23 protein-coding genes are annotated in these 23,553 nt (G+C 74.7%); 14 read left to right on the top strand and 9 right to left on the bottom strand.

Going from position 1 to position 23,553, the window contains the following annotated elements:
* Positions 1 to 6: 6 nt before the first annotated feature.
* The 7 genes from ABT023_RS20330 to ABT023_RS20300 form a co-directional block, all read right to left on the bottom strand.
* Positions 7 to 717, bottom strand: a complete 711-nt coding sequence (locus tag ABT023_RS20330) for a nucleotidyltransferase domain-containing protein (protein ID WP_350887900.1) — start codon at positions 715 to 717, stop codon at positions 7 to 9.
* 75 nt (positions 718 to 792) lie between these two features.
* Positions 793 to 1,290 (bottom strand): nitroreductase family deazaflavin-dependent oxidoreductase, encoded by a 498-nt coding sequence (locus tag ABT023_RS20325; RefSeq protein WP_350887898.1) that lies wholly within the window; start codon positions 1,288 to 1,290, stop codon positions 793 to 795.
* A 98-nt stretch (positions 1,291 to 1,388) separates the two neighbouring features.
* Complete coding sequence (locus tag ABT023_RS20320; protein ID WP_350887981.1) at positions 1,389 to 4,160, bottom strand: FtsX-like permease family protein; 2,772 nt, start codon at positions 4,158 to 4,160, stop codon at positions 1,389 to 1,391.
* A gap of 53 nt (positions 4,161 to 4,213) precedes the next feature.
* Positions 4,214 to 4,981 (bottom strand): ABC transporter ATP-binding protein, encoded by a 768-nt coding sequence (locus tag ABT023_RS20315; RefSeq protein ID WP_350887895.1) that lies wholly within the window; start codon positions 4,979 to 4,981, stop codon positions 4,214 to 4,216.
* Positions 4,978 to 5,577 carry a PadR family transcriptional regulator gene (locus ABT023_RS20310; protein ID WP_350887893.1) on the bottom strand — a complete coding sequence of 200 codons (600 nt, stop codon included), beginning with the start codon at positions 5,575 to 5,577 and terminating at the stop codon, positions 4,978 to 4,980. The genes ABT023_RS20315 and ABT023_RS20310 overlap by 4 nt, the downstream gene beginning before the upstream one ends.
* Positions 5,578 to 5,667: 90 nt before the next feature.
* Positions 5,668 to 6,117 carry a ferritin-like domain-containing protein gene (locus ABT023_RS20305; protein ID WP_350887890.1) on the bottom strand — a complete coding sequence of 150 codons (450 nt, stop codon included), beginning with the start codon at positions 6,115 to 6,117 and terminating at the stop codon, positions 5,668 to 5,670.
* Positions 6,114 to 6,566 (bottom strand): hypothetical protein, encoded by a 453-nt coding sequence (locus ABT023_RS20300; protein WP_350887980.1) that lies wholly within the window; start codon positions 6,564 to 6,566, stop codon positions 6,114 to 6,116. Before ABT023_RS20300 ends, ABT023_RS20305 begins: the two co-directional genes overlap by 4 nt.
* 228 nt (positions 6,567 to 6,794) lie before the next feature.
* Here ABT023_RS20300 and rimP point away from each other — a divergent pair, with 228 nt between their 5' ends.
* The 10 genes from rimP to ABT023_RS20250 all read left to right on the top strand — a co-directional run bounded on the left by rimP (position 6,795) and on the right by ABT023_RS20250 (position 16,740).
* Positions 6,795 to 7,475, top strand: a complete 681-nt coding sequence (rimP, locus tag ABT023_RS20295) for a ribosome maturation factor RimP (protein ID WP_350887887.1) — start codon at positions 6,795 to 6,797, stop codon at positions 7,473 to 7,475.
* Positions 7,472 to 8,515, top strand: a complete 1,044-nt coding sequence (nusA, locus tag ABT023_RS20290; protein ID WP_350887884.1) for a transcription termination factor NusA — start codon at positions 7,472 to 7,474, stop codon at positions 8,513 to 8,515. Before rimP ends, nusA begins: the two co-directional genes overlap by 4 nt.
* A 16-nt stretch (positions 8,516 to 8,531) precedes the next feature.
* Positions 8,532 to 8,864 carry a YlxR family protein gene (locus tag ABT023_RS20285; protein WP_350887882.1) on the top strand — a complete coding sequence of 111 codons (333 nt, stop codon included), beginning with the start codon at positions 8,532 to 8,534 and terminating at the stop codon, positions 8,862 to 8,864.
* Between the two features lie 93 nt (positions 8,865 to 8,957).
* Complete coding sequence (infB, locus tag ABT023_RS20280) at positions 8,958 to 11,993, top strand: translation initiation factor IF-2 (RefSeq protein ID WP_350887880.1); 3,036 nt, start codon at positions 8,958 to 8,960, stop codon at positions 11,991 to 11,993.
* Positions 11,994 to 12,083: 90 nt separating this feature from the next.
* Positions 12,084 to 12,380: a DUF503 domain-containing protein gene (locus tag ABT023_RS20275; RefSeq protein WP_350887877.1), complete on the top strand. Its 297-nt coding sequence runs from the start codon at positions 12,084 to 12,086 to the stop codon at positions 12,378 to 12,380.
* A 138-nt stretch (positions 12,381 to 12,518) separates the two neighbouring features.
* A complete protein-coding gene (gene rbfA, locus ABT023_RS20270; protein ID WP_350887875.1) occupies positions 12,519 to 13,010 on the top strand; it encodes a 30S ribosome-binding factor RbfA in 492 nt (163 codons plus the stop codon).
* A gap of 41 nt (positions 13,011 to 13,051) precedes the next feature.
* On the top strand, positions 13,052 to 14,083 hold the full coding sequence (locus ABT023_RS20265; protein ID WP_350887978.1) for a DHH family phosphoesterase: 1,032 nt from the start codon (positions 13,052 to 13,054) through the stop codon (positions 14,081 to 14,083).
* A gap of 64 nt (positions 14,084 to 14,147) precedes the next feature.
* Positions 14,148 to 14,555 carry a hypothetical protein gene (locus ABT023_RS20260; RefSeq protein WP_350887873.1) on the top strand — a complete coding sequence of 136 codons (408 nt, stop codon included), beginning with the start codon at positions 14,148 to 14,150 and terminating at the stop codon, positions 14,553 to 14,555.
* Positions 14,555 to 14,764 carry a DUF6186 family protein gene (locus tag ABT023_RS20255; protein WP_350887976.1) on the top strand — a complete coding sequence of 70 codons (210 nt, stop codon included), beginning with the start codon at positions 14,555 to 14,557 and terminating at the stop codon, positions 14,762 to 14,764. Before ABT023_RS20260 ends, ABT023_RS20255 begins: the two co-directional genes overlap by 1 nt.
* Before the next feature lie 653 nt (positions 14,765 to 15,417).
* Positions 15,418 to 16,740, top strand: a complete 1,323-nt coding sequence (locus tag ABT023_RS20250) for an MATE family efflux transporter (RefSeq protein WP_350887871.1) — start codon at positions 15,418 to 15,420, stop codon at positions 16,738 to 16,740.
* A 120-nt stretch (positions 16,741 to 16,860) separates the two neighbouring features.
* Here the strand turns inward: ABT023_RS20250 and ABT023_RS20245 are convergent, their stop codons facing one another.
* Together ABT023_RS20245 and ABT023_RS20240 are read right to left on the bottom strand one after the other, a co-directional pair.
* Positions 16,861 to 17,985 carry a hypothetical protein gene (locus tag ABT023_RS20245; RefSeq protein WP_350887868.1) on the bottom strand — a complete coding sequence of 375 codons (1,125 nt, stop codon included), beginning with the start codon at positions 17,983 to 17,985 and terminating at the stop codon, positions 16,861 to 16,863.
* Between the two features lie 94 nt (positions 17,986 to 18,079).
* Positions 18,080 to 18,379 carry a hypothetical protein gene (locus tag ABT023_RS20240; protein ID WP_350887866.1) on the bottom strand — a complete coding sequence of 100 codons (300 nt, stop codon included), beginning with the start codon at positions 18,377 to 18,379 and terminating at the stop codon, positions 18,080 to 18,082.
* An 88-nt stretch (positions 18,380 to 18,467) separates the two neighbouring features.
* Between ABT023_RS20240 and truB the strand changes: the two genes are divergently transcribed.
* The 4 genes from truB (at position 18,468) to ABT023_RS20220 (ending at position 23,432) form a co-directional block, all read left to right on the top strand.
* Positions 18,468 to 19,352, top strand: coding sequence for a tRNA pseudouridine(55) synthase TruB (truB, locus tag ABT023_RS20235; RefSeq protein ID WP_502890729.1), 885 nt, complete (start codon positions 18,468 to 18,470; stop codon positions 19,350 to 19,352).
* A 59-nt stretch (positions 19,353 to 19,411) separates the two neighbouring features.
* On the top strand, positions 19,412 to 20,341 hold the full coding sequence (locus ABT023_RS20230) for a bifunctional riboflavin kinase/FAD synthetase (RefSeq protein WP_350887863.1): 930 nt from the start codon (positions 19,412 to 19,414) through the stop codon (positions 20,339 to 20,341).
* A 191-nt stretch (positions 20,342 to 20,532) separates the two neighbouring features.
* Positions 20,533 to 20,802 (top strand): 30S ribosomal protein S15, encoded by a 270-nt coding sequence (gene rpsO, locus ABT023_RS20225; protein ID WP_350887861.1) that lies wholly within the window; start codon positions 20,533 to 20,535, stop codon positions 20,800 to 20,802.
* A gap of 233 nt (positions 20,803 to 21,035) precedes the next feature.
* Entirely contained in the window at positions 21,036 to 23,432 is a 2,397-nt protein-coding gene (locus ABT023_RS20220; RefSeq protein ID WP_350887858.1) for a polyribonucleotide nucleotidyltransferase, read from the top strand.
* Positions 23,433 to 23,553: the final 121 nt, after the last annotated feature.

Here is a 23,553-nt window from a genome sequence, read left to right as displayed (position 1 = left end):
GGCGGGTCAGCCGGCGAACAGGTCGTCGATGGTGCCGTCGACGGGCCGGCCCCGGGCGGTCAGCTCCTCGGCCTGCCGGGCCAGCACCGCGCCGACCTCGGTCATGTCCGCCCCGGCCAGGCCGGTACGCCGGATCGCGTCCCCCGGGTCGCGGAAGTAGGTGCGGCTGAGCAGCCCGTTCACCGTGGCCGCGGCCAGCCGGGCCTCGCCGAGCATCAGCAGCGCCTGGTCCGTCTCGTACCACCCGGCGAGCCGGGCGGCCCGGGAATGCGCGGCGCAGCCCCGGTACCACGCCTGGCGGGCGGGATCGGTGAACTCCGCCGGCCGGGCCCGGGCCAGCCGGGTCAGGTGCTCGTCGCGCAGTGCCGGCAGCCAGCCGGTCGGGTCGTGCACCGGCCGGGTGGTGACGTACCGGTCCGCGGTGAGCGGCCACAGCGCGGTGATCGCCCGAGCCCGGCGGAGGTGCTCGTCGGCGGCGGCGACGCTCAGGTCGACCAGGACGCCGTCCACCCGGCGGGTCGCCGGGGCCGGGCCCGCACCGGCCCGGTACGTGGCGATCAGCAGACCGACCTCGCCGTCCCCGCCGCCGTCGTCGTCACCGTGGGCCAGCGGGCCGTGCACCGCGACCGCGAGGACGTTGGCCGGGAAGCGCCGCCTCGCCACGTCCGCGACCCGCTCCGCGACCGACCACCGGGGATCGTCCTGGTACGGGTCCACGAATCACCTCTGCCTCGCCGACTGCCCGCCGGACCGGCCACCGGACCGGCCGCCGCGACGCCGGCTCCACCCTAGTCACCGTTCGCCGGTGCCGCCCGGACCGCCGCGCCCGGCCGGCACCAGCCGGAAGATGCGGATCTCCCGCCCGCCGGCCCGCTCGACGTACGTCCGGTACGCCGGCCACTCGGTGACCAGCAGCGTCCAGAGCCGGTCGCGTTCCGCGCCGGTGGCCGCCTCGGCCCGGACCGCCACCCGCCGGCCCTTGACGTCCACCTCCGCCTCGGGGTTCGCGAGCAGGTTCATCGCCCAGCCGGGCTGGTGCTGCTGCCCCCAGTTGGAGCCGATCACCACGTAGGCGTCGCCGTCCGGCACATACAGCAGGGGATTGCTGCGCGGCAGGCCGGAGCGGCGGCCGGTGGTGGTGATGACGAGCGAGGGGATCAGGCCGAGCGCCACCACCCGGCCCCGGGTGAGCCGGCCGACCACCCGGTCGGCGGGGACGAGCAGCCGGGCCGCCGCGCCGAACCAGCGGTGGTGGCCGAGGCGACGGGTGAGGGTTCCGAGAGCGGGCACCCGACCAGTCTGCCGCCCCGGGGCCGGGGGCGGCACCCCCGAGTCCGGAGGCGGGCGCGGGAACGTCCCGGCCGCCAGTCCGAACGCCGTCCCGGGCGTCAGTCGAGGCGGCGCTCGACGGCCAGCCGGGACCGGGTGAACAGGCCCGCGCCGAGCATCGCCACCAGCGGCACCACCACCAGCACCCCCAGGGTCAGCCAGGGCACCACGACCGGGTACGGCTCCTGCACCGGCCAGGCCTCGGCGTACCGGCGGTTCGTGGCGGCCAGGACGATCAGGGCGGTGCCCAGCCCGGCCGCGATGCCCAGGGCCGAGCCGAGCCCGGCGATCACCCCGGCCTGGCAGAGCGACAGCACCCGGCGTACCCGGGGGCTGGCGCCCACGGCCGCCAGGGTGGACAGGTCGGCCCGTCCCTCGGCCGCGGCGAGGCCGGTGGCGACGGCCGCCGCGCCGACGGTGATCAGGCCGGAGACGATGGCCAGCAGCAGCAGGATCGGCCGCTGGTCGGTGTCCGGGCGGCCGCGCTCGACGACCACCCGCAGGGGGGCGAGGCGCCGCAGTTCGGCGTCGAAGCGGTCCTGCTGGTCGGGGGTCGGCACCGCGTCGGTGGCCAGGACAAAGCCGACCTGGTACGCGGCGAGCCCGACCCGGGCGGCGGCGGCGTGGGACAGCACGAGCTGGTCCACCCCGGTCTCGCCGCGCAGCACGTACCCGGGCACGGTGGCCCGGACGGTCCTCGTCGACCCCGATTCGTCGCGTGTCCGCGTCGCCGTCAGGGTGACCCGGCCGTCGAGGACGTAGCGCGGGTCGGTCACCACGGCGCCGCCGGCCCGCAGCACCCGGCGGGCGGCGGCGATCTCCTGCGGGGCGGCTCCGGTGAGCCCGGCCAACGCCTCGCCATCGTCCACCACCGACGACAGCGAGTAGCCGTTGTATCCGCCCGACAACCATTCGACGCAGCGTGGGTCGGCCCGGATGCGCAGCCGGACGGCGGCGTCCCGGAGCTGCCCCGCCTCGTACGGGCAGATCTGTCCGGGTGGCAGCTCCGCCTGGACCTCGCACCAGTCCTCGACGGTGGTGGCGGCGGGGGTGGCGGGCGCGGAGCAGGTCGGGGCGTCGATCCGGGTGACCGCGCTGGGCGGCAGCTCGGCGCTCGCGACCTCGGCGACCCGGGCCACCGGCGGCAGCGGCCCGGTCGCGGTGTCGGAGCCGACGACCAGGACGTGGCCGTACGGCAGCCCCGGCCGGTAGGTGGCCGTCGTCCGCGCGTCGTCGCTGGCCACGTACACGCCGAGAGCGACGCTGCCGGCGACCGCGGCCATCACCGCCGAGATGGCCGGGGCGGCCGAGGCGCGGTTGCGGCTCGCGTCCCGCAGCGCGACGCGGGGGGCCAGCGGCAGCCACCGGCCGGCCCGGGCGAGCAACCCGACCAGCGTCGGGGTGGCGAAGACCAGCCCCAGCTCGCCGAGGACCAGGCCGGCGAAGAGCACCGGCGTGACGCTGCGGGAGGCGCCCAGCGCGGCCACCGCAGCGCCGCCGGCGGTCAGTGCCGCCCCGAGCAGCGGCCAGCGCCGCCGGTGCGGGGGCGAGGTGCGCCGGCCCGCCAGCCCGGCCACCACGTCCTGGCGGGCGGCGGTCCAGGCCGGCGCCAGCGCCGCGAGCACCCCGGCCAGCACCGCGACCGCGGCGATCGCCGCCAGCGCGGCCGGAAAGATCCGGTACGCCCCGAAGCGCGCCTGGAAGACGTACTCCTCGGTCAGGGGCCGGGCGGCGATCGCGGCGACGACGCCCAGCGCCAGCCCGGCGGCGGCCCCGGCGCAGCCCAGCACCACCCCGTCGGCCAGCACGATGCGGCGCAGGTGGGCGGCGTCCCCGCCGGCCACCGCCACCAGGGCGAGATCCCGGCGTCGGCGGCGCACCCCGACGGCGAACGCCGGCCCCACCAGCAGCACGACCTCCAACAGGCCGAGGCCGCCGATCAGCACCGCGTTGCTGGCGTCCTCGGCGCTCACCGAGGCGTTGAGCAGCCCGGCGTCGACGCCGGGGTGGGGCGCCGGGGTGCGGGCGACCACCGTGATCCCACGCGCGTTGAGCCGGTCGGTCAGTCCGGGGTCGACGCCGTCCGGCAGGTCGGCGAGCCACCTCGTCTCGCCCTGCGGCTCGACCGGCATGGGGGCCGTCGGTGGCAGGGTCACCATGGGGCCCAGGGTGTCGGGGAACTCCACCACCCCGACCACGGTCCGGTCGCCCGAGCCGTCGGCCGGGGTGACCCTGTCGCCGGGCCGGACGTGCAGCCGGCGCAGCGCCGCCCGGTTCAGCCCGATCTCGTCGGCGGCCGTCGGCGGGCGGCCGGCGAGCTGCCGGGCCTGCCCGCGCAGCAGCGGGTCGGCGAGGTCGAGCTGCCGGCCGTCGAACGACACGCGCCGGTTGCCGACGCGCGCCTCGAACGTCACCCACCACCGCACCTCGCCGACCCGGCTGCCGGCCGGGAGCTGGGCGGTCAGTTCGGCGGCGGTGACCGGCCGGCTCCGGTGCCGGACGCCCTCGCGGGGATAGCCGTTGTCGCCCCAGGCGTCCTGCACCAGCGGGCCGTCCGCCAGCCAGTGCAGTTCCGCGTCGGCGGTGCCGAGCTGACGGTCGATCTGCTCGGCCCGGGTCAGCTGGGACATGTCGTAGCTGACGGCGGCGAAGGCCAGCGCCAGCACGGGCAGGGTGATCATCGCGAGCACCAGCGCGGTGCGACCCCGGGCCCGCCCGGCCTCCCGCCGCGCGATGCGCAGCGCCACCCGCCAGGAGCGCAGCGCCGCCACGACCCGCCGGGGCCGGGGACGACCGCCGTCGGTCTCGCGCGCCGGGGCCGGCGGCGGCACGTCGGCCAAGCGGCGGTCCCGCCGCGACGGGACGGCGGTTGCCCGCTTCGGGCTCACCGACCGCTGCCGGCCAGGAGTTGCTCGACGCCGCCCAGCGGCGCCGTGGAGTCGACCATGACCCCGTCGCGCAGGAACACCACCCGGTCGGCCCAGGCGGCGTGCCGGGCCTCGTGGGTGACCAGCACGGCGGCGGCGCCCGCGTCGACCCGGCGGCGCAGCAGGCGCAGCACCGCCTCGCCCGTCTGCGAGTCGAGCGCGCCGGTCGGCTCGTCGGCGAGGACGAGCCGTCGCTCGCCGACCAGGGCCCGGGCGATGGCCACCCGCTGCTGCTGCCCGCCGGACAACTGGTCCGGGAAGCGTCCGCCCAGCTCGGTCAGCCCCACCTCGTCGAGCGCGACCCGGGCAGCCCGCCGCGCCTGGCGTACGCCGACGCCGTCCAGTTCGAGGGGGAGCGCGACGTTCTCGGCGGCGGTGAGGCTGCCCAGCAGGTTGAGGTTCTGGAAGATGTAGCCGATCCGCCGGCGGCGCACCCGGGCCAGCGCGCGGCGGTCGAGCGCGCCCAGCGGCTGCCCCTCGACGAGGATCTCGCCCGCCGTCGGCCCGTCGAGCCCGCCGGCCAGGGCGAGCAGGGTGGACTTGCCGGAGCCGGACGGCCCCATCACCGCGACCAACTCGCCGGCGCCGACGGTGAGGCTGACCCCGCGCAGGGCGTGCACGGTGGCCTCGCCGCTGCCGTGGGTGCGGTGGACGTCGCGCAGGTCGAGCACCGCCGCTCCGGGCGCGGTGGGGCCGGTCCCCGGCGCGTCGTCCGGTCCGCTCACCGCCGTGCCTCCTCGCCGTCCCGACCAGCCGCGTCCGTCGGCCGGCCGACCTCCCCCGCCCGGCCGTCGGGCCGCGGTGTCGGCCGGTACCGCACGAGGCTCGTCTCGCAGTGGTCCAGCCAGCGGACCTCCGCCTCGGCCTGGAACACCATCGCGTCCAGCACCAGCCGCCAGGGCAGGTCCTCGGGGCGGTCGCTGGCGTACTTCAACCGGGTCAACTCCTGCAAGGTCCGCATGGTGGCGGTGCGTTGGGTCTGCACCACAGATCGCACGTCCACGCCCGGGGTGGTCAGCGCGAGGGCCAGCTTGATGGCCAGCTCGTCGCGGGGCCGGTCGGTCCGGCTGAGCGGGGTCGCGAACCACAGCGCCAGGTCCGCCCGCCCGGCGTCGGTGATCTCGTACGGCCGCTGCCCGCCCTCGTGCTCCGGCAGCGGGCGCACCAGCCCGTCCCGTTCCAGCCGGGACAGGGTGGTGTAGACCTGCCCGATGTTCAGCGGCCACGTCGAGCCGGTCGACTCCTCGAACGCGGCCCGGAGCTGGTAGCCGTACATCTGGCCGCGTTCGAGCAGCGCGAGCAGGCCGTGACGGATGGACATGGTCCGGAGTATGCATACCTGGTATGCCACTCGCAACCGGGGGCGGCGGGCGGCGGTTACCCGGCGGGCGGCGAAACGCGCCGGGGCCGGTCAGTCGGGCCGACCGGGGAACGCGACGGTGACCGGAGTCACCCCCGCAGTACGCCGCCAGCGGGTGGCCCGCACCGCGCAGTCGGTCAGCGCCGCGAGGGCCCGGTTGCGGTCCGCGCCGGTGGTGTGCGGCAGCGCCGCCCGCCAGAAGGCGGCGGTGCGCTCCTCCACCTCGACCGCCAGCCGCAGCGCGCTGGCCGCGTCGGTGACCGGGAAGGGCAGCGCGTACCCGGCCTTGTCGGCGGGGACCGGGTCGCCGGCCGCGCTGAGCTGGAGCACCAGCGCGTCGCGCCGGGCCCGGTGCGCCGTCTCGGCCCGGCGGGCGGCCGTCTGGGCGGCGTCGGTGAGCCGGACCCCGATCGGCGCGTACGCGTAGACCGCGGCGTACTCGGCGGCGAGCGCGTCGGCCAGCGCCTGGGCCGGCCCGGACGGCCTCTGTCGACGGATCACTTCAGTGCCTCCACGTGGGTGGCCCGGGCGGCGGCGATCGAGCCGAGCAGCGCCGCCCGCTCGGCCGGCGCCCCGGCGCAGAGCTTCGCGGCCGACTCGCGCCCGCGTTGCTCCGCCTGACGCAGGCCGGCCAGCGTCGCCGTCCGGTCGTTGCCGGCGCTGGCCCCGGCCGACGGCGGGCCCGGGGACGCGGACGCCGGGCCGCCGAACAGCTTCGCCAGTTCGGCGGCGTGCGCCTCGTGGGCCTCGGCGATCGGGGTGAGCCTCTTGGCCAGGCCGGGGTCGGCGGCCAACGCGGCGCGGTGCCGGGCGGCCAGCGCGCGCGCCTCGGCGGCGAGGGGTTCGAGCGGGTCGGGGGCCGGTTCCGGCTCGTCGCCGTCGAAAAGATCACAGCCGGTCAGCGGTGCGGTCGCACCACCGAGTGTCAGCAGCGCGCCGACCCGCAGCAGCTTTCGTCGGGAATGTCCCTGTGCCGGGTCGTGCCGTGTCGTTCTGCCCTTCGCCACCGGGCAAGTCAACACCATTCGAGCGCGGAGGTGGGCGACCGGCGTCGGTGCGCCGCCCGGGCCGCCGCACGGTGGGCGCGTTACGCTCTGCGCAGCCACCGGCGCTTCGCCCCGGTGGTGCGCCGGCATGGCGCCCGACCGGGTGCCGTAGATCACGAGAGGGTGCGCCAGATGACGCAGCGTGGCCGTGCCGCCAGGTCGACGGGGCCGACGGGGAGACCCCGGCGCGCCGACGGCCCCCGGAGCGGTGACCGCGTCGGCAGCCCCCGGGGCGACCTCGCGGGCCGGCGGGCCCGGTTGCGCGCGGTGATCGAGCCGGTCGTCAACGAGGCCGGGTGCGACCTGGAGGACCTCTCCGTCACCCCGGCCGGCCGCCGGCACGTGGTGCGGGTGATCGTGGACGCCGACGGCGGGATCAGCCTGGACTCGGTCGCGGACGTCTCCCGGGCCGTCTCCGCCGCGCTCGACGCGGCCGAGGAGGCCGGTGGCGACATCCTGGCCGGCGAGTACCAGCTGGAGGTCAGCTCTCCCGGGGTGGACCGCCCGCTCACCCTGCCCCGGCACTGGCGGCGTAGCGTCGGCCGACTGGTGAAGGTGACCGCCCGGGGCGCGCTGCCCGAGCAGCCCGGCGGCGACCGCCAGGTCACCGGCCGGGTGGTCGAGGCCGACGACGAGCGCGTGGTGCTGGAGACCGATTCGGGCCGCGCGGAGTTCCACCACGCCGAGCTCGGCCCCGGCCGGGTTCAGGTCGAGTTCAACCGCCTCGACGAGGTGGGCGACGACGAGCTCGGCGACAACGAGGACATTGACGACATCGACGACGAAGATGATGTGGAGGACGAGGAGAGGTGAACATCGACCTCGCGGCGCTGCGCGCACTCGAGCGCGAGCGGGAGATCCCGTTCGACACGATCCTCGCGGCGATCGAGACCGCGCTGCTGACCGCCTACCGGCACACCGACGGGGCCGAATCGCACGCCCGGGTGGAGATCGACCGGAAGTCCGGCGGTGCCCTGGTCTACGCCCAGGAGCTGGACGAGGGCGGCAGCGTGGTGCGGGAGTGGGACGACACCCCGCACGACTTCGGCCGGATCGCGGCCATGACCGCCAAGCAGGTGATCCTCCAGCGGTTGCGGGAGGCCACCGACGAGGTGCACTTCGGCGAGTACGTCGGCCGCGACGGTGACCTGGTCACCGGCGTGGTGCAGGCGCACGAGGCGCGGTCCGAGAAGGGCATCGTCAGCGTCGACCTCGGCAAGCTGGAGGGCGTGCTGCCGCAGTCCGAGCAGGTCCCCGGCGAGCGGTACACGCACGGCGAGCGGATCCGCTGCGTCGTGGTGCACGTCGCCAAGGGGATGCGCGGGCCGCAGATCACCCTCTCCCGGTCCCACCCGGCGCTGGTGAAGAAGCTGTTCGCGCTGGAGGTCCCGGAGATCGCCGACGGCACCGTGGAGATCGGCGCCATCGCCCGCGAGGCCGGCTACCGCACGAAGATCGCGGTGCGTTCCACCACGCCGGGCGTGAACGCCAAGGGCGCCTGCATCGGCCCGATGGGCCAGCGTGTCCGCGCGGTGATGAGCGAGCTGCACGGCGAGAAGATCGACATCATCGACTGGTCGGACGACCCGGCCACCTTCGTCGGCAACGCGCTGTCGCCGGCCAAGGCGCTGCGGGTCGAGGTGGTCGACCTGGCCACCCGCACCGCACGGGTGACCGTGCCGGACTTCCAGCTCTCGCTGGCGATCGGCCGGGAGGGGCAGAATGCCCGGCTTGCGGCCCGGATGACCGGTTGGCGAATCGACATCCGGTCGGATGCGGAGCAGGCCACCACGCCGGCGCGGGGCGGGGCTGATCACGTCAGGGAGCCGGGCGGAGCGATCTCGGGCAGCTAGGGGTAGACTTCTTCCGGTGGTACGACACGCGCTGCCGGAGCGCACCTGTGTGGGTTGCCGGCGACGTGCGCCGGCCAACGAATTGCTGCGAATGGTCGCGGTCGGTAACGAGGCTGGTCACAGCCTCCGTCCCGATCCGGCCCGCAGGCTGCCGGGTCGGGGAGCGAACATGCACCCGGATCCGGCCTGCTTCGCGCTGGCGGTGCGGCGGCGCGCCTTCGGGCGTGCGCTGCGGGTCACCGGGGTCGTCGATCACGGTGAGCTGGCCGAGCATCTCGATGCGCCAACCACTACGTCAGGTCATCCCGACCGGGCGAGGGTCGCTAGCAAGGTAGGACGACCGACATGAGCACACGATGAAGTTCCTGAAATGACCAGGCTTCAAGTGCACGAGTGAGGTTGCTGCGGGTGCTGCCCGCACGACCTCGGAGTGAGGAGTGCAGTGGCAGGTAAGGCCCGCGTACACGAGCTTGCTAAGGAGCTCGGGGTCGAAAGCAAGACCGTTCTCGCCAAGTTGAAGGAAATGGGCGAGTTCGTGAAGTCCGCGTCCAGCACCGTCGAGGCGCCCGTCGCCCGGCGGCTGCGTAACGCATTCGTCGCCTCCGCCGGTTCGCCGGCACCGTCCGCCCCTCCGGCGGCCGCCCCGAGTGCGACGCCGACCCCGACTCCGTCCCCGTCCCCGTCCCCGGGTGCCCCCCGGGTCGCGGCGAAGCCGATGCCGCCGCGGCGGCCCGGCCCGCCGACCCCCGGCCCGAAGCCCAAGGGCCCGGTTCCCGGCCTGCCGCAGCCGGCGGCTCCGGTCGCCAAGCCGGCGAGTGCCCACGACATCGAGGTGGCGGCCGCCGAGGCGCGTGCCGCCGCGCTGAAGGCCGAGCAGGAGGCCGCGGTCAAGGCCGCCCAGGCCGCCCGGCAGCAGCAGCGAGAGAACGTCCGGCGGGAGCCCCCCACCGAGGGTGGTCCCCGTCCCGGCCCGCGGCCGAACACGGGTCCGGGCACCGGTCCGGGTGCGATGCCGCCCCGGCCGGGCTCCCCGGCCGCCGGTCGCCCCGGCGCGCCGGCCCCGGGCCCGGGTGCCCGTCCGGGCGGTCGTCCGCCGGCGCGCAGCGCCGGTAACAACCCGTTCGGTATCCAGGGCGGTCAGCAGCGGCCCCCGGCCGCCGGTGGTGGCGGTCCCCGCCCGAGCCCGGCGTCGATGCCGCCCCGGCCGAGTCCGGCCTCCATGCCGCCCCGGCCCAGCCCGGCCTCCATGCCGAGCCAGCGCCCCGGTCGTCCAGGTGGCGGCCCCGGCGCGGGTCGTCCCGGCGGCGGCGGTGGCGCGGGTCGTCCCGGCGGCGGTGCCGGCGGCGGTGGCTTCCGCGGCGGTCCCGGTGGCGGCGGCGGTGGCGGTGGCTTCCGCGGCGGTCCCGGTGGCGGCGGTGCCGGTGCCGGTGGCGGCGGCTACCGTGGCGGTCCCGGCGGCGGCGGTGGTGCTCCCGGCGGCGGTTTCCGCCCGGGTGCACCGGCCGGTGGCGGCGGTCGTCCGGGTGGTGGCGGCCGTGGCCGTGGCGGCGGTGCCGCGGGTGCCTTCGGGCGTCCGGGCGGTAGGCCGACCCGTGGCCGCAAGTCCAAGAAGCAGCGCAGACAGGAGTTCGACAACCTGTCGGCCCCGACCATGAGCTCGGGTGCCCCCCGGGGTCAGGGTCAGGTCGTCAGGCTCTCCCGTGGCGCCTCGCTGTCGGACTTCGCCGACAGGATCAACGCCAACCCGGGTTCGCTGGTCCAGGAGATGTTCAACCTGGGCGAGATGGTCACGGCGACCCAGTCGTGCTCCGACGAGACCCTGCTGCTGCTGGGTGAGCACCTCGGCTTCGACGTGCAGATCGTCAGCCCGGAGGACGAGGACCGCGAGCTGCTCGCGCAGTTCAACATCGACCTCGACGCCGAGGTCGCGGAGGACCGCCTGGTCAGTCGTGCGCCGGTGGTGACCGTCATGGGTCACGTCGACCACGGTAAGACCAAGCTGCTCGACGCGATCCGCAAGGCGAACGTCGTGGCCGGCGAGGCGGGTGGCATCACCCAGCACATCGGCGCCTACCAGGTGCACGTCCCGCACGAGGGCGTGGACCGGGCGGTGACCTTCATCGACACCCCGGGCCACGAGGCGTTCACCGCCATGCGTGCCCGTGGTGCCCAGGTCACCGACATCGTGGTGCTGGTGGTCGCGGCCGACGACGGCGTGATGCCGCAGACGATCGAGGCGTTGAACCACGCCAAGGCGGCGGACGTGCCGATCGTGGTCGCGGTCAACAAGATCGACAAGCCGGACGCCAACCCGGACAAGGTCCGCCAGCAGCTGACCGAGTACGGACTGGTCGCCGAGGAGTACGGCGGCGAGACGATGTTCGTCAACGTGGCCGCGAAGCCGGGCATCGGCATCGACGAGCTGCTCGAGGCGGTCCTGCTGACCGCCGACGCGTCGCTGGAGCTGACCGCTCCGATCGACGGTCCGGCCCAGGGTGTGGCCATCGAGGCGCACCTGGACAAGGGCCGCGGTGCGGTGGCGACGGTGCTGGTGCAGAAGGGCACCCTGCGGGCGGGCGACTCCATCGTCGCCGGCGGGGCGCACGGCCGGGTCCGGGCGATGCTCGACGAGAACGGCAACCAGGTCGCCGAGGCGGGTCCCGCCCGTCCGGTGCTGGTGCTCGGTCTCACCGCGGTCCCCGGGGCGGGCGACACCTTCCTCGCCGCGGCGGACGACCGCACGGTGCGTCAGATCGCCGAGCAGCGGCAGGCACGACGGCGGGCGGCGTCCTTCGCCAACTCCCGTGGCCGGGCCACCCTCGAGACGCTCATGGAGCAGCTCAAGGAGGGCGAGAAGACCTCGCTCAACCTGGTGCTCAAGGGCGACGTCTCCGGTTCCGTGGAGGCCCTCGAGGACGCCCTGTTCAACCTGGACATCCCGGAGGAGGTCCAGCTCAGGATCATCCACCGGGGCGTGGGTGCGATCACCGAGAGCGACGTCATGCTCGCGAGCGCCTCGTCCGAGGCGGTCACGATCATCGGCTTCAACGTGCGGGCCGCCAACAAGGTCCGCGAGATCGCCGACCGCGAGGGCGTGGAGATCCGGTACTACACGGTCATCTACCAGGCCATCGAGGAGATCGACGCCGCGCTCAAGGGGCTGCTCAAGCCGGAGTACGAGGAGGTCGAGCTGGGCAGCGCGGAGATCCGCGACGTCTTCCGCTCGTCCAAGGTCGGCAACATCTCCGGCTGTATCGTCCGGTCCGGCATCCTGCGCCGCAACGCCAAGGCGCGGCTGCTTCGGGACGGGCAGGTGGTGGCGGACAACCTCACCATCAGCTCGCTCAAGCGGTTCAAGGATGACGCGACGGAGGTCCGCGAGGGCTTCGAGTGTGGTCTGACCCTGGGCGGGTACAACAACGTCCAGGTCGGCGACATCATCGAGACCTTCGAGATGCGGGAGAAGCCGCGCGCCTGACCCGTTCGACACAGTGATCAAGGGGTTTACGCCCGCAACGGCGTAAACCCCTTGATCATGTGGGGGGCGCAGCGGGTATCGTCCGGGGCGATGTTCACCGGAACCGCGGTCTTCGACCTGCTGCTGCCGGGCGACTCCCGGTCGCTCAAAGCCAAGAGATCATATGTACGGCCGATCGTGGCGGCGCTGCGCCGCTTCGAGGTGTCGGCCGCCGAGGTGGGAGCGCTCGACCTGCACGGTCGGGCGGAGATAGCCGTGGCCGTGGTGGCCGCGGAGGGCGCGCACGTGCGCGAGGTGCTCGACTCGTGCGAGCGCCTGGTCGCGGGCCGTCCCGAGGTCGAGCTGCTGTCGGTGCGTCGCCACCTGTACGGCGACGGCGACGACTGACCGGCGTCGGGCCGTGAGGCCCGTGCCCGGCGGTCGACCCGACCGCGAAGGTAGTGTTCGAATTGTTGGCTGGTCGGATCCGGCGGCGTACCGCGCCCCCGGACCGGCCGGGAGCGGGACGCCGTGGAGGTGGGCAAGATGACGGATCCGGCCAAGGTACGCCGGCACGCGGAGCGGATTCGCGAACTGGTCGCGTCGGTGGTGCGGAGCCAGATCAAGGACCCCCGGCTCGGCATGATCACTATCACAGACGCCCGGATCACCGCCGACCTGCGCGACGCGACGGTCTTCTACACCGTCCTCGGTGACACGGCGGAGCAGTCGAGCACGGCGGCGGCGCTGGAGAGCGCCAAGGGGATGCTGCGCAGCACGGTCGGCAAGGCTCTCGGGCTGCGCCACTCGCCGTCGCTGACCTTCGTCCTCGACGACGTGCAGGACCAGGTCAAGCAGATCGACGACCTGTTGGTCCAGGCCCGCACCGCCGACGCCGAGGTGCAGCGGCTCGCCGCCGGCGCCCGGTACGCGGGCGAGGCCCAGCCGTACCGGGTGGACGAGGAGGACGAGGACGGGGACTCCGCCGACGAGGGGGCCGACGACGAGCCCGCCCCCCGCGGCGCGGACCGCCCGTGACCGGGCCCGCCGACACCGGGCCCGCCGACACCGGACCGGCCGTGGCGGGGCCTGCTGCCGGGCCCGGCCCGGCCGAGGCCGACTGGGTCGCCGCCGTCGCGGCGGTGCGTCGCCTGCCGGACGACGCCCGGGTCCTGCTGATCTGCCACGTCAACCCCGACGGGGACGCGCTGGGCAGCATGCTCGGCTTCGGGCTGGGGCTGCGTCAGCTCGGCGTACGCCGATTGCAGGCGACCTTCCCCGGCCCGCCGGAGGTGCCCGAGCCGTTCCGTGCCCTGCCGGGGCTGGATCTGCTGGTCCCGGAGGTCGACGCGGAACCGACGCCGGAGCTGGTCGTCTGCTTCGACGCGGCGAGCGAGTCGCGGCTCGGCGGCCTGGTCGACCGGCTGGAGACCGCAGGGGCCGCGCTGGTGCTCGACCACCACGCCTCCAACACCCGGTTCGGCGGGATCAACCTGGTCGACCCCCGGGCGGCGGCCACCTCGGTGGTGGCCGAGGAGCTGCTGACCCGGCTCGGGGTGACCCTGGACGCCGCGATCGCCGAATGCCTCTACGTCGCGCTGACCACCGACACCGGGTCGTTCCGGTTCGAGGCGACCACGCCTGCGGTGCACGAGCTGGCGGCCCGGTTGCTGGCCACCGGCATCCGGCCCGGTGACATCTCCCGCCGGGTCTTCGACACCCGGCCCTTCGGTGCGGTGCGACTGTTCGGCGAGGTGCTCTGTCGGGCCCGACTGGAGCCGGCGGCGGCCGGGGGCCACGGCCTCGTCTGGACGTACGCGACGCTCGACGACCTGGCCCGGTACGACCAGCGACCGTACGTGCTGGAGGCGCTGATCGACTCGGTGCGGTGCACCGCCGAGGCCGACGTGAGTTGCGTGGTCAAGCAGGTCCGCGCGGCGGAGTGGGCGGTGTCGATGCGGAGCAAGGGCGCGGTGGACGTGAGCCACGTCGCGGTCGCCCTCGGCGGCGGCGGCCACCGGCTCGCGGCAGGCTTCACCGGTCGCGGCACCGCCGAGGACGTGATGGCCGGCATCCGCGCCGAGCTGGACAAGGCGTTGATCGAGGCGTAGTTCAGGGACGACTCCGGGGAGTGTTGGTCTTCCCGCGCTCCGTCAGGGCGAGGAGAATTGCGGGATGGATCACCCGCGAGAGCTCATCGTCACGGAGCCCCGGGTCTGGGACCGTCCCGTGGTCTCCGTGCCGGTGCTGGTCTGCCTCTCTCTCGTCGGCGGGCAACTGCCCTCGTTCTCCGCCTCGGCGAACCTCTACACGCTCGGCACCGGGGGCGCGTTGATCTGGCTGGGCCTGGGTGCCCGGGTGTCCCGCCGGCCGGCGCCCCGCCGGCTCGGCATGGGCACGGTCTGGTGGCTGCTCCCGGTGGCCGTGTTCGGCGTCTTCGAGGGCGCCACCTTCGTCCTGCAGGCCGGTGACGAGTTTCCCACCTTCTCCCGGCTGGCCGACCCGTTGCTGGAGGACGAACTGGTCCGCTCGGCGGCCTGGTTCGCCTGGCTCGCCGCGTTCTGGGGGCTGGTGCGGCGATGATGCGGACACTCGCCATCGGCGGTTTCGTCACCGCCCTGGTGCTCTTCGCCGCGGTCGAGTGGGCCGCCCGCCGCCCGGGCTCCCGGATCCCGTCGCTGGCCGACGTCTGCGCCTACGTGATGCGCTACGAGGTGGGTCCGGTGCCGGTCGGCCGGATCGGCCTGTTCGGCTTCTGGTGGTGGCTCGGCTGGCACTTCCTGGCCCGCTGAGGGTCGCCGACCTCGGTCCGCGACCCTCCGGGACCGGCACCGGTGGGAATCTCACCCTGTCCAGATGGCGGGAAGAGTGGGCAGCATGTGGACCTGAACGATAACTTGGGAATCGACCGGTGCCGTGTCCCGCGGTGCTGGTCAACGGTGGTGGCGCCGCACCCGGCTCCGCCTCCCTCCAGGGTCAGACCGACCCGGGCGCACGCCCAGACCGGCCGCTCCGGTGATCCCGGACCGCCCGTCGGGCGTCAGCACGACCGGCCGCAGGGCCACCACGTCGCCGTGGCCCGCACCCTGGAAGGACCGAATCATGCCGAGCAAGCCCAAGACCGAGAACACCGACGAGGCGCGCGAGCAGGCCCGCCGCGCTCTCCAGACGTCGATGGACACCCGCCAGTGACCCGCCCCGCCCAGCCCTGACGCCCCGCGCCGGTGCAATTTCCGGGGAAGGGCGCCTCAGGCCGCCCACGAGGCCACTCTTTCCCGAAAATGCGCGTTTCCTGGGGCTGCTTGGTGAGGCGCGGCGCGGTGGTCGTCCGTGTGGGCGGAGCGGCATCCGTGAGGGTGGGGCGGCGGGAAGTGTGGTTGCCGGTGGCGCGTAAGGAATAGCGCTGCTTGTGCTCCTTACCCTGGCCGTGCCAGGATCGGCGGCGATGAGTCAGCCCGCCCCCGCCCAGTCCGCCGTCGCCTCGCCGCGACGGATCGCCACCCTGGCCCTGCCGGCCCTCGTGGTGCTCGCCGCCGAGCCGCTCTACGTCCTGGTCGACACCGCAGTGGTCGGTCACCTCGGCCGGCTGCCGCTCGCCGCGCTGGCCGTCGCCGGCACCGTGATGACCCTGATCGCCTGGCTGGGCACCGTGCTGGCGTACGGGATCACCGGGCGGGCCGCCCGACGGTTCGGCTCCGGCGACCGGGCCGCCGCCGTGGCCGAGGGCGTGCAGGCGTCCTGGCTGGCCCTCGGGGTCGGGGTGCTGGTCGCGCTCGTCATGCAGCTCGGCGCCGGCCCGCTGGTCGACGCGCTCGCCGGGCCCGGTGAGGTCGCCGACGCGGCCGGGCGGTGGCTGCGGGTCGCGGCGCTCGGCGCCCCCGGGCTGCTGCTCGCCGCCGCGGGCAACGGCTGGCTGCGTGGCGTGCAGGACACCCGTCGGCCGCTGTGGTTCGTGCTCGGGCCCAACCTGCTCTCCGCGCTGCTCTGCCCGCTGCTGGTCTACCCCGTCGGATGGGGGCTCACCGGCTCGGCGGTGGCCAACGTGGTGGCCCAGACCATCTCCGGCGGGCTGTTCGCCGCCGCGCTGGTGAGCGAGCGGGTGGTGCTGCGCCCCCGCCCGGGAGTGATCCGCCAGCAGCTCGTGCTCAGCCGGGACCTGCTGGTCCGGGGCGTCGCCTTCCAGGCCAGCTTCCTGTCCGCCACCGCCGTCGCCGCCCGGTTCGGTGCGGCGGCGGTCGGCGCCCACCAGATCGCCGTACAACTGTGGTTCTTCACCGTCCAGGTGCTCGACGCCCACGCGATCGCCGCGCAGGCGTTGATCGGCGCGGCGCTCGGGGCCGGCGACGACGTCGGCGCCCGCGCCCTGGCCCGGCGGGTCGCGCTGCTCGGCGCCGGCTGCGGCGTGGCGTTCGCGGCCCTCATCGCCGTCGGGGCCGGCGTCGTGCCGGGGCTGTTCAGCTCCGACGAGCAGGTACGCGACCAGGCCATGGTCGCCTGGCCCTGGCTGGTGGCGTTGCAGCCGATCGGCGGCGTGGTGTTCGCCCTCGACGGGGTGCTGATCGGCGCGGGTGACGTCCGCTACCTGCGCAACCTCACGATCGTCGCGGCGTTCGGCGGCTTCCTGCCGGCGATCTGGCTGGCGTACGCGTTCGACCTGGGCCTCGGCGGCATCTGGGCCGGCCTGTTCCTGTTCGTGCTGCTCCGGTTGGCGGCCCTGCTGCTGCGGCTGCGCTCCGGCGGCTGGGTCGTGGTCGGCGCCGTCCGCTGAGCGGAACGGACGGGCACCCCGTTACGCCCCTGGTGGAGGAGGAATTCTCCGCTCTCCCACGGTGTGCGGCACTCGTGGCCGCACGCGGTGGCGGGCCCCGTGGCCGGCGGCGGGCCAGGGTCAGCAGGACCCGGGGACGCGGGCGGCCCGTTCAGGGTCGAAGACCTCCGCCAGGGGCACCCCGCGGGCCGGCCCGGCCTGGCGGCCGTCGGACGCCCAGGGCTTCACGTCGAGGAAACCCTCCCGCCTCAACAGGTCGCACTCGGCGTTCCAGATGACGGCCTCGGCGGAGTCCAGCCAGAGGCCACGCTCCGAGGGCGAGGCGTCGTCGGGGTGGGGCAGGTGCCAGACCACGGCGTCCCGGACGACCACCAGGTCGGCCTCGGGCGGGGCCTCCCCGGCCAGCCGCTCGAAGGCGTACACCCAGGAGAACCGGGTGGTCACCGCCAGCACGGGGACCCCGTTGGCGTTCTCGGTGGCCTCGTAGCTGATCTTTCCGGAGACCCTGATCTCCTTCTTCACGCGGAAGCTCTTGTCCATCCGGGTGGCGAAGTACCAGAAACGTGCGTCGGTGAAGTATGGCGAGAGTTCCTCGCGGGCGTCCTCCGCGAGCACGGCGAGGAAGGCTTTGTAGCTGCCGTGCAGCATGGTGGCACCCAGGCGGCTCTCGATCAGCGCCCGCCGGGTCGTGTCGAGCGCCGTACGCACCTGCGCCGCGCTGAACGGGCCCGTGGGTCGGGCCGGGGGCAGTCGGATGCCCTGCTCGCCGACGGCGAACCCGGCGGCGGGGGTGCCGGCGAAGTAGTCCCGGGGCCCACCGGGGGAGCCGTCCGCGCCCGTCGACGGCGTCGACGGCGTGGCGCTGCGGACGCCGTCGACGACGGTGCGAACGACGGTCACCGTCGCGCCGAGCAGGGCCACCGCGCCCAGCGCGACCGCGCCGACGAGCAGCTTCCCGCGATGCCGCCCCCAGGCCAGCCGCCGCCGCTCCGCCCGGTCCAGCTGTTGTTCCGTGCCCACCTGGCGCATCCAGTCCGGCAGCCGGATCTGCTCTTCGCCGTGGGCGACGGCGTACCGGCCCGGTCCGGCCGCCGGGGCCGGTTCGCCGCCCGGGGCCGGTTCGGCGCCCGGTGTCGGTTCGCCGCCCGGGGCCGGCTGGCTGGCGGGGGCCGGCTGGCTCGCCGGGGTCCGTTCGCCGGCCGGGTCGCAGGCGGGTGCCGGAACGGGTGGCTGCTGCTCGGTCATCGCGCATCCTGGTCTACGGCGGGGCAGAGGCGCATGATCTTCGCACCCGGCGGCCCGGCCGCGCAGCGCCTTTCGCGGCGGCCCAGGCCGGGGCTCACTGGGGGTAGCCTGCCCGCATTCTCGCCAACACGTAGGCAGCGCCCGCGACGAGGATCGTCGCCACCGTCGCGACGACAACGAACGACACGATCGCCGAGACGGCCGGGTGCCGCTCGCTGAACCGGCTCCGTTCCCGCCGGCGCCACAGTGCCCGCCGAGCCTCGCGCAGGCCCGGTGTGGCGTCCACCAGGTCGGACAGGCGTCGGCCGAGGGTCCGCCGGGGCGGCTCGGGGTTGCGCATCCACTCGGGCAGATCGACCCGGGCGTGGTGCTCGCGCGAGGGCGGGGTGCTCATGGGGCTCCGGGGTGTCGAGGAGGGGGCACCGCCGCATTGTGCCGTGCGGTGGCGGGCGGCACGACGCGGTCTGGCAGGCTTGGCGGTCGTGAGCGCAGACGGTCTGATCGTGGTCGACAAGCCCGGCGGCATGACGTCGCACGACGTGGTGGCGCGGATCCGCCGGCTGGCCCGGACCCGCCGGGTCGGGCACGGCGGCACGCTCGACCCGATGGCCACCGGCGTGCTGGTGATCGGGGTCGGCCGGGCCACCCGGCTGCTGACGTACGTCATCGGCGCCGGCAAGAGCTACGCGGCCACCGTCCGGCTCGGGCAGGCCACCGTCACCGACGACGCCGAGGGCGACGTGCTGGCCACCACCCCGGCCGGGACGGTCACCGACGAGGCGATCCGGTCGGCGTTCGCGGCGCTGACCGGCGAGATCGACCAGGTGCCGAGCGCGGTCAGCGCCATCAAGATCGACGGCCAGCGGGCGTACAAGCGGGTACGCGAGGGGGAGAGCGTCGAGCTGCCCGCCCGCCGGGTCACCGTGAGCCGCCTCGACGTGCTGGCCATCCGGCGGGACACCCCCGACGTGGTGGACGTGGACGTGGACGTGACCTGCTCGTCCGGGACGTACATCCGGGCGCTGGCCCGGGACGCGGGCCTGGCGCTCTCGGTCGGCGGCCATCTGACCGCGCTGCGCCGCACCGCGGTCGGCGGCTTCGCCCTGACCGAGGCGGCGACCCTCGACGAGCTGGAGCAGCGCGCGCCCGAGGTGGTGAACCTGCCGCTCGACGCCGCGGCCGACCGGTTCTTCCCGCGCCGGCAGGCCACCGCCGACGAGGCGAAGGTGCTCTCCCACGGCGGCCCGCTCGACCCGGTCGGCCTCGCCGGGCCGTACGCCGTCTTCGGCCCCGGCGGCGGCCTGATCGCTATCGTCAGCGAGCGGGACGGCCGGGCCCGCGCGGAGATCGTGCTCGCCCCGGCCTGACGGTGGGCGGAGTACGGCCCGCCGGCGCGGCCGGTCGCGGAAGGTAGGGGAGGAACGTCATGCAGCGGTGGCGGGGGTACGACGCGGCGCCCGGCGGCTGGGGCCGTTCGGTCGTCACCATCGGCGTCTTCGACGGCGTGCACAAGGGGCACCAGGCGACCATCGGGCACGCCGTGGCCCGGGCGCGGGAACTGGGCGTGCAGTCGGTGGTGGTGACCTTCGACCCGCACCCGGCCGAGGTGGTGCGCCCCGGTTCCCACCCGGCGGTGCTCACCGAGCCCGCCCGCAAGGCCGAGCTGATCGAGGCGCTCGGCGTCGACGCGCTCTGCGTGGTGCCGTTCACCCCGGAGTTCTCCCGGGTGCCGGCCGAGGCTTTCGTGCACGACATCCTGGTCCAGCACCTGCACGCCGCCCTCGTGGTGGTGGGGGAGAACTTCAGGTTCGGGCACAAGGCGGCCGGCGACGTGGCGCTGCTGGAGCGCCTCGGCCGGACCTTCGGCTTCTCGGTCGAGGGGGCGCCGCTGGTCGCCGAGGACAGCACCGTGTTCTCCTCGACCTACATCCGGGCCTGCGTCGACGCCGGCGACGTCGCCGCGGCGGCCGCCGCGCTGGGCCGTCCGCACCGGGTCGAGGGGGTGGTGGTCCGGGGCGACCAGCGCGGCCGTGAGCTGGGCTTCCCCACCGCCAACCTGCTCTGCCACCGGTACGTGGCGGTGCCCGCCGACGGCGTCTACGCCGCCCGGCTGGTCCGCCGGGGGCACCGGAAGTGGCTGGCCGCCGCCGTCTCGGTCGGCACCAACCCGACGTTCTCCGGCCTGGAGCGGCGGGTCGAGGCGTACGCGCTGGACTTCTCCGGGGACCTGTACGGCGAGCGGCTGGCCCTGGACTTCGTCACCCACCTGCGCGGTCAGGTGCGCTACGACGCGGTCGAGCCGCTGATCGCCCAGATCGCCGAGGACGTCGAGCGCACCCGCCGCGCCCTCGGCTGAGCCGGCCCGCCACGTCGGACGCCCTTGACGGGCGGTTCCGCCGAGGGCTGGTAGTCTGGCGGAGACGTCGGCTGACCGACGTGGGGCCTCGCGTGCCTGCACGACGCCGCGGGTGCGAGGTGCCGGTCCGTCTCCGGTCCACCGACCGACACGACGGACACCAGTGATCAACCCATCGAAACAGGGAGAACATGGCGCTCGACCAGGAAGCCAAGGCCAAGATCCGCGCGGAGTACGCGACCGCCGAGGGCGACACCGGTTCGCCGGAGGTGCAGGTCGCGGTCCTCACGAAGCGGATCGCCGAGCTCACCGAGCACCTGAAGGTGCACAAGCACGACCACCACAGCCGTCGCGGGCTGTTGCTGCTGGTCGGCCGTCGCCGTCGGCTGCTCAACTACGTCCACAAGAAGGACATCAGCCGTTACCGCTCGCTCATCGAGCGGCTCGGCCTGCGCCGTTGACGTGACGGGGGAGCGACCCAGCGGGTCGCTCCCCCGATCGGCGTCCACCACCTGACGAAAAACAGGGGCCGCGCGACCACCCGACAGGGAGCCGGTCAGCGTACCGGTCTCCGGTAGTGGCCCCCGGGAACCCCGGCAGCTCGCCGGCACCCCGGGCGCTTCGATCGAAGACCGGCCGTCTGAGCAGCTCCCCGCGTCGTGGGCCCCCCGATGCGAAGGAGCACCACCTAACCATGACCGGGCAAAACCTCGGCACCGAATCCCGCACCGCCGTGATCGACAACGGGTCCTTCGGCACCCGTGAGATCACCTTCTCCACCGGCCGGCTGGCCCGCCAGGCCGCCGGCTCCGTCGTCGCCCAGCTCGGCGAGACGGTCGTCCTGTCCGCCACCACCGCCGGCAAGCAGCCGAAGGAGCAGTTCGACTTCTTCCCGCTGACCGTCGACGTCGAGGAGCGGATGTACGCCGCCGGCCGGATCCCCGGCTCGTTCTTCCGCCGCGAGGGCCGCCCCAGCGAGGACGCGATCCTCACCTGCCGGCTGATCGACCGGCCGCTGCGCCCGTCGTTCGTCAAGGGCCTGCGCAACGAGGTCCAGGTCGTCGAGACCATCCTCGCGCTCGACCCGCAGCACCCGTACGACGTGGTCGCGATCAACGCCGCGTCGATGTCGACCAAGCTCTCCGGCCTGCCGTTCTCCGGCCCGATCGGGGCCACCCGGGTCGCGCACATCGACGGCCAGTGGGTCGCCTTCCCGACCCTGGAGGAGCTGGCCCGGGCCACCTTCGACATGGTCGTGGCCGGTCGCACCCTCGACGACGGTGACGTCGCGATCATGATGGTCGAGGCCGAGGCCACCCCGAACGCCGTGGCCCTGATCGCGGGCGGTGCCACCGCCCCGACCGAGGAGATCGTCGCCAGCGGCCTGGAGGCCGCGAAGCCCGCCATCCGCGAGCTGTGCCGCGCCCAGAGCGAGCTGGCCGAGGTGGCCGCCAAGCCGGTCGCCGAGTTCCCGGTCTTCCTGGACTACCAGGCCGACGTGTACGACGCGGTGGCCGACCTGGCCCGCGCCGAGGTCGCCGAGGCCCTGAAGATCGCCGGCAAGGCCGACCGCGAGGAGGCCCTGGACCGGGTCAAGGCCAAGGCCGCCGAGGAGCTGGGCGGTCGCTTCGAGGGCCGGGAGAAGGAGCTGTCCGCCGCCTTCCGGTCGCTGACCAAGTCCGAGGTGCGCAACCGGGTGCTCCGCGAGCAGGTCCGCATCGACGGCCGCGGCCCGCGCGACATCCGTTCGCTGACCGCCGAGGTCGGCGTGCTGCCCCGGGTCCACGGCTCGGCGCTGTTCGAGCGGGGCGAGACCCAGATCCTGGGCGTGACCACCCTGAACATGCTGCGCATGGAGCAGATGGTGGACACCCTCTCGCCGGAGAACCGCAAGCGCTACATGCACAACTACAACTTCCCGCCGTACTCGACCGGTGAGACCGGCCGGGTCGGCTCGCCGAAGCGGCGCGAGATCGGCCACGGCGCGCTCGCCGAGCGGGCCCTGATCCCGGTGCTGCCGTCGCGCGAGGAGTTCCCCTACGCCATCCGGCAGGTCTCCGAGGCGCTCAGCTCCAACGGCTCCACCTCGATGGGCTCGGTCTGCGCCTCGACGCTGGGCCTGCTGTCGGCCGGTGTGCCGCTGAAGGCGCCGGTCGCCGGCATCGCGATGGGTCTCATCTCGGACGAGGTGGACGGCAAGACCCGGTACGTGACGCTGACCGACATCCTCGGCGCCGAGGACGCGTTCGGCGACATGGACTTCAAGGTCGCCGGTACGCCGGAGTTCGTCACCGCGCTCCAGCTCGACACCAAGCTCAACGGCATCCCGTCGGACGTGCTGGCCGCCGCGCTCCAGCAGGCGAACGAGGCCCGGCAGACCATCCTCGGCGTGATGCAGCGGGCCATCGAGGGTCCGGCCGAGATGTCGGAGTACGCCCCGCGGGTCACCACCGTGAAGATCCCGGTCGACAAGATCGGCATGGTGATCGGCCCGAAGGGCCAGACCATCAACGCCATCCAGGACGAGACCGGCGCCGAGATCTCCATCGAGGACGACGGCACCATCTACGTCGGCGCGACCAACGGCCCGTCGGCCCAGGCGGCGGTGGACCGGATCAACGGCATCGCCAACCCGACCCTGCCGAAGGCGGGGGAGCGGTTCCTCGGCACGGTGGTCAAGACCGCCGCGTTCGGCGCGTTCGTCTCGCTGCTGCCGGGCCGCGACGGCCTGCTGCACATCTCCAAGGTGGGCGACGGCAAGCGGGTCGAGCGGGTCGAGGACTTCCTCAACGTCGGCGACCGGGTCGAGGTGGAGATCGCGGACATCGACGCCCGCGGCAAGATCTACCTCGACAAGGTCCGCCCGGAGGGCGCCGAGGCGCCGGCCGCCACCGGCGAGGTTGCCGGCGGCGAGCGTCCGGCCAGCCGCGGCGGCGACCGGGGCCCGCGCGACCGCGGTGACCGCGAGCGCGGCGGCGACCGGGGCGGTCGTGGCCCGGCCGGCGGCGAGCGCGCCCCGGGCGGCGGCGAGGGCGGCGGCGAGGGTGGCGAGGGCGGCGAGCGTCCGCGCCGCCGGACCCGGCACAGCTGATCATGGTCCGGCCGGGGGGGGGGGGGGGGGGGGGCGCGGGGGGGGGGGGGGCGCCCCCCCCCAGGGAGAGCGGGGGGGGGGGGGGGGGTGTGTGGGGGGGGGGGTGTGTAAAAAGGTGGGG

This window comes from Micromonospora sp. NPDC002296 (genome assembly GCF_040296145.1).
Classification (GTDB): domain Bacteria; phylum Actinomycetota; class Actinomycetes; order Mycobacteriales; family Micromonosporaceae; genus Micromonospora.
The sequence above is the reverse complement of the archived record's forward strand: the minus strand, read 5'-3'. Positions and strand labels throughout refer to the sequence as shown.